This is a genomic window from Xanthobacter sp. BG11Y11_SDJG (genome assembly GCF_057364445.1).
Genome location: NZ_JBNFNU010000337.1, coordinates 1 through 4,649 on the forward strand (window position 1 = coordinate 1; position 4,649 = coordinate 4,649).

At 70.2% G+C, this 4,649-nt stretch carries 3 protein-coding genes; 1 reads left to right on the forward strand and 2 read right to left on the reverse strand.

Annotated features, from left to right (window positions below; translation table 11 throughout):
- Positions 1-137: 137 nt before the first annotated feature.
- On the reverse strand, positions 138-2,060 hold the full coding sequence (locus AC2W7M_RS20140) for a LodA/GoxA family CTQ-dependent oxidase (protein ID WP_486134386.1): 1,923 nt from the start codon (positions 2,058-2,060) through the stop codon (positions 138-140).
- 100 nt (positions 2,061-2,160) lie between these two features.
- Positions 2,161-3,519, reverse strand: a complete 1,359-nt coding sequence (locus AC2W7M_RS20145) for a hypothetical protein (RefSeq protein ID WP_486134388.1) — start codon at positions 3,517-3,519, stop codon at positions 2,161-2,163.
- Between the two features lie 227 nt (positions 3,520-3,746).
- Here AC2W7M_RS20145 and AC2W7M_RS20150 point away from each other — a divergent pair, with 227 nt between their 5' ends.
- Entirely contained in the window at positions 3,747-4,604 is an 858-nt protein-coding gene (locus AC2W7M_RS20150; protein WP_486134390.1) for a helix-turn-helix transcriptional regulator, read from the forward strand.
- The last annotated feature ends 45 nt before the right edge of the window (positions 4,605-4,649 follow it).

A 4,649-nucleotide genomic window follows, 5' to 3' on the forward strand; every position in this document is an offset into this window, starting at 1 on the left:
CGGCGCCCGCCGGTCCCGCGCCCGCCACCAGGAGGCCGCAGGCGCTCATCCGATGAAGACGACGCCGCCGGGATTGGGCAGGCCGTCGGCGAAGTCGGACACCATGCCGACCTCGCCCTTCAGTTGCACCCGCTTGATCAGGGTGCGCGGGTCTGCGAGGCGTAGAGGTCGCCCTTCACGTCGAACACCAGGCCGAACGGCATGGTCAGCGTGGCCCCGCGCAGGATCAGCGGGATCGGCACGCCCATGAGGTCGAAGCGGCGCACCGCATTGTTCATCTGGTCGGCCACATAGAGGCGGTAGGAGGTGTCGTAGGCCATCTGGCGCGGATTGTGGAAGTCGGTGAGCCAGTGCAGGTCGATCACCTTGCCGGTGACGAGGTCGATGCGCGCCACCGAGGCGCCGCCCCAGCTCACCAGAAGCGCGCCGTCCGGCGTCACGACGATGCCGATGGGGGAGACGAGCCCGGCCTCGGGCGGCACCAGAACCCGGCTCTTGCCGTCGGGCGTGATGACGCTGATGAAGCCCTTCTCCACGAAGTTCGCCACATAGAGATTGCCCTGGCGGTCGCCGGCGATGCCCACGGGCGAAGAGAAGCCTTCCGCGAACAGCGTCACCACGCCCTTCGGCGTCACCCGGCGCACCACGTTGCCGTTCATGCAGCAGACATAGAGGTTGCCGTCGAGGTTGCGCGTCATGCCCTCGGGCCGCTCCAAAGGCGCGGTGAGGCGCATCTGCGTCACCTCCCCATCGGCGGCGACGAGGCGCAGGCTGTTGTCGTCGGAATTGGCCACCACCAGCGGGAAGGTGCCGATCTGCGGGTAGAGCGTGTTGGCGCCGTAGGCGATGTCCGGCTCGCGCGCGAAGCCCACCAGCGTCTCCACCTTCATGCTGGCGGGGAAGGGGCCCTCGGTCGGTCCCGGCCGGTCCTGCACCAGGCCGAGGCGGTGCCATTCCTGCGCCATGGCGGCGAGCACCGGCGGGCGGGTGGGGGCGCTGATGAAGCGCTCCCAGTCGCGCCGGCGGGCGAAGGCGGCGCGCCGCTCCTCGATGGAGCGGGCGGTGTCCATCACCACCTTGTAGTCCTCTTCCGCCAGCACCGTGGTGGGCACCCGGGCCGGCCAGAAGGCGGGCAGGATGGGCGAGACCGCGCTCTCATAGCCGGCGCGGCAGCTCGACCAGTCCGCATGCCACGGCAGGCCCATCCACTGGGTGATGCCGCCCGGCCCTAGGCGCGCGAGCGGGCCGGACCGGGAGAGCGCCTTAGGGGCGGTGAGCACGGCGCCGTAGTCGGTGAGGTCCGGCGTCCGCGCCGCGGACTTCAGCCGCATGTCGGCTCCCCAGATCCAGGCGAGGCGGGCGATCCAGGGGAATTCGATGCCGGGATGGAACGGCCCGCCGAGGCTCGCCTCCATCGCCGCGCGGTCGAGCGCCGCCGGCTGGTCGGCGAGCGCGAAATCCTCCAGGCGGTTGCGCGGGCGCTCCGGGGCGCGGGTGAAGCGGCCCTCGGCCCAGGCTTTGAGGTGGCGGTACTGGAGCGGGGTGAGGGCCAGCCACTGGCGCGGCTCGATGGCGTCCGGCGGCATCTGCACCTTGTCGCCGTAGAGCTGCGGCTCGAGGTCCGGCTCGACGCGGGTGAAGGCGGGATCGCGGAACAGCGCCAGCATCTCCGCCCGGAGCGCCGCATTGCCCGCCGACCCGTCGGCGAGGCGCGCGCGCCAGGCGACGCTGGAGAAGTCGCGCGCGCTGCCGAAGCCGTATTTCTGGAAGAAGCCTTCATTGACCCATTGCAGGTCCGCCATGCGCTCGAACACCGGCCAGACGTGGCGCTCGAACTCGGTGGCCGGGGCGCGGCGCACGCCTGCATCCACCAGCGCCGATTCCACCACGTCGTGCAGCGAGACGAGGCCGCTGGCCACCGCGGGCGCATAATTGGGGCCGACGCTGACCACCCATGCGGGCTCGGCCTGGAACACCCGGTCACCGATTTTCACACTGGCATCCACCGGGCCGTCGCACGTGTCGTCGGCCCAGCCGTCATTGTCCGCATAGCCGTTCATGGGCGGGGGCGCCGTCGGCCCAGGCGAAAACGCAGGCGAGCACCGCCGCGGCGCCGCGCAGGGTCCGCAGGAATGGGGTAGCGAGGGGCCGGTTCATGGCTCACAGCCCCTTCGGCGTCTGCTGGGGGAGCTTCGGCGGCAGAAGCGGCCCCTTGGGCGGCAGGAGCGGCGCCCCGGGCTTGCCCAGCACCGAAACGCAGGTCTGGCCGCTGGCGTCCGGCTTCATGCCGAGCGGACAGCAGGTCCCGCACGCGGTCGCCTGGGTAGGAGAGCAGCAGGTTCCCCCCTCCAGCATCAGCTGGGCCGGATCGGCGCACGGGGTGACGCAGGTGTCGCCGACCCTGGTCTGGCCCTGCGGGCAGCCGCAATTGCAGGTGCAGGACTTGGTGTCCTTAGAGATCAGGACCAGATTGTTCGGGCAGTCGCAATTGCACGGCTTCGGGCAGGTGCCGTCCGCGTTCACCGGCAGCCCGGAATTGTCGCAGGTACACATGTAGCCGGCGCCGCCCGCCTCGCCGACCGCGCTCGATCCGGCGGGACAGCCACAAAGGAGGTAGCGGTAGCAATTGCCGCCGAGATTGTACCAGCTCAACTGCTGCATCGCCTGCGGGCAGTAGCAATAGGTGCCGCTGCCAGTCGCCAGCAGGCCGTCCGAGAAGCAGACGTCCCCCTCGCAAGTGAAGCCGGCGACGAATTCGCCCTTCTTCGGGCCCGCGTAGTAGCGCTCGTTGCACAGGCCGATGTCGCCGACCCAGCCGGTGCCCTGGTCCCAGATCTCGAACGGACTGTTGGGATCGTCGCTGGACGGATCGAGCCGGCAGTCCACCAGCTGCGGCGGCGCCGGCGGGGGGCCGGTGCAGGCGGGAAACTCGTCCGGCAGCAGTTCATGCGCAAAATCCTGAAGCTCGCACAGCGCGCCCTTGAAACATTCGCCGATTTCACCGGCGACCGCGTCCGGCCCCTCCCAGGTCACCACCGAGCAGGCGCAGTCCATGGTGCCGAGGGCGAGGTTCGCATCGGCGGCGGATTCGCTGATGCTCGCGAAATAGGGAAACTCCGTCTGCAACGTCTTCTGAAGGGATTCGGGTAGATAGCTCCAGTAGTTCGAGAGCTTCTCCTGATCGTCCTTGAAGTCTTCCTTCAGACCACTGACGCCGCTGCAGAACGCCTTGCCCTGCGGGGTCTGGATCGCCCCGGCGAGGAAGGCGGTCAGAGCGTAGAATGCCGGATTTCCGAGCTGGGCCGCGCATTCAGTCGGAGCGTTCTGGAACGTATCCTTGGTGGCGCTCCACAGGTCTTCGAGGCTGCATCGCCGGCCCGGCGGCGCGGCAAGGAGGCCGAGCGCCAGGGCAGCGGCAGCAGCCGCACGGGCGAGGCGCGCAAGCGCCGCACGCCGGTCGGAACCGGAACTCCCGCTGCGGCGAGGCGCGCCATTGCGTCCGCACCGGCGCAAAACCATCGGACAGGCCCGCTCCAGGGCCCGCACAGCATGCTCGACCCACCGCATGGCGATCTCGCCATCCTGCCCCAAGGCGGAAGCCCACCCGACTTCTGGACTGCCGCTCGCACCGATTAGCACCTTCGTCCGCCGGCCGTCTTCGCCCGCGGCGAACACTGGTGTGCGCCGATTGCCAAGCGCCAGCGCGAGGGCTAGCGTTGATCCCGGTTGTTGTGACGGTTGCGGCCATGACCTCCGATGCGGGCAAGTCTGAGAACGGCGACGCCGGGACGGCGCCGTCGCGCACCCGCTGTGCCGCTCCCGCACTTGCGGACGTCCTCGCCCCGTCGAAGGCGGCCGCCATTTTCATCGCGACGGCCGACACGGTTTTCCCGCGCCCTGGCTTCGGTAGCCCGGGAGATGGCGCCATCCTTGTCGGCGCCTTCACGGTGACGATGACGGACCTGGACCCCGGCGCATCTCCTCCTGCGTCATATCCCGCGCCAGCGCCGGCCTGCGGCGGAAACGCCTCGCGCGTCCTTGGCCTCCACGCCCCCCTCCAGGTTCTGCGCGACTGCGGCATCGACGTCGCGCGGCTTTCGGCCGAGCCCGTCGCGGTGCAGGATGGCGAGGCTCTGCGCATGCTGATGGCCTATCTGGACTTCATGCGCGCCCGCGCGACAGCGGCCTCGGCCCCGCTGGCCGACTGTGCGACACGGCACATCGCCGAGCTTCTGGCCCTTGCGCTCGGAGGGGCGGTAGCGGCACGCCCGCTGGGCCCCGGCCGCTTGCGGGCGGACCGGCTGGGCGCGATCCGCGAGGCCATCGCCGGCCATGCGCACCGGCCGGGCTTTTCCATCGAGGACGCGGGTCAGGCCCTGTCGCTGTCGCCGCGCTACATCCAGCGCCTGTTGCACGAGGAAGGGACGACGTTCAGCGCGCAGGTCACGGAACGGCGGCTCGCCATGGCAATCCGGGCCCTCGCCGACCCGCACGACAGCCTGGCCGACATCGCCTTCCGCTGCGGCTTCGGCGACCTCTCGGTGTTCTACCGGGCCTTCAAGCGCAAGTTCGGCACCTCCCCCGGGCGCTTTCGCCGCTTGTGAGGCCGAGGGCGGCCGGCGACGGGATCAGCCGCCGGACCGGAACGG

Bases quoted from the DNA above. Each gene is read 5' to 3' on its own strand.
- AC2W7M_RS20140 (WP_486134386.1), bottom strand. From the start codon at position 2,060: ATGAACGGCTATGCGGACAATGACGGCTGGGCCGACGACACGTGCGAC.
- AC2W7M_RS20145 (WP_486134388.1), bottom strand. From the start codon at position 3,519: ATGGTTTTGCGCCGGTGCGGACGCAATGGCGCGCCTCGCCGCAGCGGG.
- AC2W7M_RS20150 (WP_486134390.1), top strand. From the start codon at position 3,747: ATGACCTCCGATGCGGGCAAGTCTGAGAACGGCGACGCCGGGACGGCG.